This window comes from Brachyspira catarrhinii, from assembly GCF_005518285.1.
GTDB lineage: Bacteria > Spirochaetota > Brachyspiria > Brachyspirales > Brachyspiraceae > Brachyspira > Brachyspira catarrhinii.
In genome coordinates, this window is the sequence record NZ_SJDU01000248.1 from 1 (window position 1) to 3,510 (window position 3,510).

Here is a 3,510-nt window from a genome sequence, read left to right on the forward strand (position 1 = left end):
AAAAACTTTAATTATAGCCTACACATATATTAGGTTATAAATACTCCTCAATCCTATTCCTTGAAGTTTTCCAAGTTATCCCATCCTTCCTATTCTTCACATCGCAATACTTACAAAAAGGTATAGGTTTTACCAAAAATTGAAGGACCTCTTGATAATTTTTAATTTTATGTATATAATAATTAGTATTGATGGATATATATTTTATAATTTTATAAAATATGGATTTATATATTAATATATTTATTATTTTTTATATAATATCTATTTTAGGAGGACTTAATATATGGCTGAAATTAATAAAAACTATAAATTAGCAAATGAAATCATAGCTGATATTATAAAAAAAAACGATATAAAATCAGGGGAATATTATTACAGTGAAGCGCTTGAAATAGCAAAGAGAATTTATAAAAATTTAAATGAATTTGTTGATAAAGAATTAAAACAATATAATTGGTTGGATGTGCATTATATACTATTGGAACATTATTCAAAAACAATCCATGAACTTGACAATAAGCACGAACATGATGAGTTATTAAAACATCAAGTATATATATTGGCATATTTTATAGAATTAAATTTAGATAAATCATATCCTGGCAGCAGTATAGCAAATACGGATAAAATAAATATTTTAATAAGACTTGTTTCTCTTATGTATGTATTACAAGAAGATATAACTACATTAAATATTATAGGGAACGACTATAGCAATAATAGTAAAGCTAAAAAATATTTACATCTTTCTATAAATGAAGATTTAACAATAGATTCTTATGTGGATAATAATACAAAAGAAAATTATGACCATTATTTTCATATAGGACATGATTCTTTAAAAAATATATCTAAAGAAATAACATATACTTTAAGTAATGAACTTGGAATTGATTTTTTAGGTTATATGCTTATAGTAATGCTTTTTGCTCAGAAATCTGTTTCTAATGACTTAAAGGTTTTCCAAATTGAATTAAATAATGTGTTAAATGAAATAAGAGATAAAAAATTTAATTCGGAAATAATCAAAATTAATTATGATGAATTTATATCTAAACTTGAAATTGCTCCTATAGGTATTAAAAATAAAAAAGAATGGTTATCTGAAATATTAAATTATCTAATTATAGATAAAGAGAAAATAAAATATGTAGGCGATAAAAAGAATGAGTATATTAATATAGATTATAGATTTAAAAGGGAAAATAGATTTGACTTAAAGCCTATAATTAAGAAAGATGATATATTAATATTTTCAAGAGAAAGTTTAATCATAGTCTTTTATCAGTGGAATAATTGTTTTGAATATTTTTATCTGCCGTATGACTTTTCTTTAGATAGGTCTGCAAAATTATTAAGAGATAAAAAGAAAACCTATGAAAAAGATATAGTTAGTAATGTATATAATTTATTAAGAAAAAATAATTATAAAGTCGTAAGTAATTTTGAAGTATATAAAATATTAAAAGATAAATCTTTAAGATATCTTGGCGACTATGATATTATAGCTACAAATGATAAAACTAAAGAAATACTTATTATAGAATGTAAATTTATAAAATTATCAAGAGATAAAATAGAGGCTTTAGACCAACAAAAAAAATTTTATGGGACAGCAGAAAAAATAATAAAAAAAGATATATGTCATACTGAACCTTTAAAATATTATGATGAAAAATTTCAACGTAGAATATATTATATGCAAGATAATTATAAAAAAATATTAACTAAAAATAATTTAATAGATATTAATATAGACTATAATATTAAATCTTTTATGATATTTAACAGATATTTTACACCTTTATTTAAAGAACTTGATTTTGAAGTATTAAGTTTCAATAAATTTAAAGAGTCACTAGAAAGTAATCAATTATAATTTAAGGAGTAATTAATGAAAATATTTTTTGATACAAATGTTTTTTATACGGATTTATTATTTAAAAGCCAAGCAATTGATTTATTATTAGAAATGTCAAAAGAAAATCTAATAGAATTATATATAGCAGAAATGGTTTTATTGGAGTTAGAAAAAGCTTATGTGGAAAGCGTTCAAAAAAAATTAAATAATTTAAAAGAATTAAAAAAGTTAGATATAAAAATAAATGACGCTATAGATAATGATTATTATTTATATAATTATAATCCTGATAGAATTAAAAATATTTTTTATAGTAGAATAGAAGAATTGAAAAAAGAATATAAAGTAAATATAGTTGAAGTAGATAATTATGAAATAAATCAACTTCTTTACAGATATATAGAAAAAAAGGCTCCATTTGATAATAATAAGAATTCTTGGCAAGATTGTTTAGTATGGAGTTCTTATGAAAAAATTATAAATAAGACAGATGATAAATATTATATATTCATTGTAAATGATAAAAAGGCGTTTTCTTCTGAAAGTAATAGAGAAAATTTACACCATGATTATCTCATAGACGGTAAGAATATTGAGTATTATGATAAAATAATAAATTTTTCTAATAATAATTTAGAATTCAAAAATCTAAAAAAAGAATTAGAAAAATTAAAGCTAACGAAACAATTTAAACAATTAGAACTATTAGACAAATTGAAAGATTCTATAAAAGAAATGAATATAATAAATAAAAATTTTATTGAGAACAATTTTGCTGATGGAATAGTATCAGAAATAAAAGAAATTGACTTTTTGGAATTAGAAAAAGAAAAAATTTATAAAAAATTTGGCGACCTCGTAGAAATTGTAACACCAACGGATAATATAAAGTGCGATAATATAGAATATGATATAAAAATAGAAAATGATATTTTATCAGTTTATGGAAATATTATCATAAGTAATGAAATGGATATATATACTATTAACTATGCCAGAGAATCTTCTGATGATTGGTATATAGATAATGAAGTTTGGTTTAAATTAAATATAGACTTTTCATTTATTATCAATATAAATGAAAATAAAATTGAAGATATAGAAGACTTTGAATTATCAAAAGAAAATATAAGCGATTTTAAATTATCTAATATACAAGTTGTAGATATTATAAAATAAATAGTATTTATTAACATTATTTTTATATATAAAATTTTATTACCAGCCAATACTTTCTATATCCCCGCAAAAAGAAATATCCTTAAAATTAGTATCATATATTATTTGCTTTGGTAAATATGGTTTTATTGTTGAAATATCTCTTTTATTATATATAAGCCGATTTTATCCATAAAAATTTACTCTTTAATAACCCTCAAAATATAAACCATAAATTGCCCCTTATAATCTTTTATCAATTTCATTTTATCTTCGCTTAAAATTCTTGTGATTAAACTCTTTCAAAATTACTTGAAAGCGATTTTAGAAGTTAATATTTATTACATAACTTTTAATTATTATTTGACAAATGAGTAATTTTTTGTTATAATATAATTATGAAAAAAAATAAAGATAATATTGAAGTAAAGAAATTAAGCGATTTATTTGCCCGATACCTACTCGGAAGAAATGGAAATGAAGATTTG

Annotated in this window: 2 protein-coding genes; both read left to right on the forward strand. The window is 20.8% G+C overall.

Annotated features, from left to right (window positions below; all coding sequences use genetic code 11):
* Nucleotides 1-286 precede the first annotated feature (286 nt).
* Nucleotides 287-1,882, forward strand: coding sequence for a hypothetical protein (locus tag EZH24_RS08845; RefSeq protein WP_137998799.1), 1,596 nt, complete (start codon nucleotides 287-289; stop codon nucleotides 1,880-1,882).
* A 15-nt stretch (nucleotides 1,883-1,897) separates the two neighbouring features.
* Complete coding sequence (locus EZH24_RS08850) at nucleotides 1,898-3,043, forward strand: PIN domain-containing protein (RefSeq protein ID WP_137998800.1); 1,146 nt, start codon at nucleotides 1,898-1,900, stop codon at nucleotides 3,041-3,043.
* Nucleotides 3,044-3,510 lie beyond the last annotated feature (467 nt).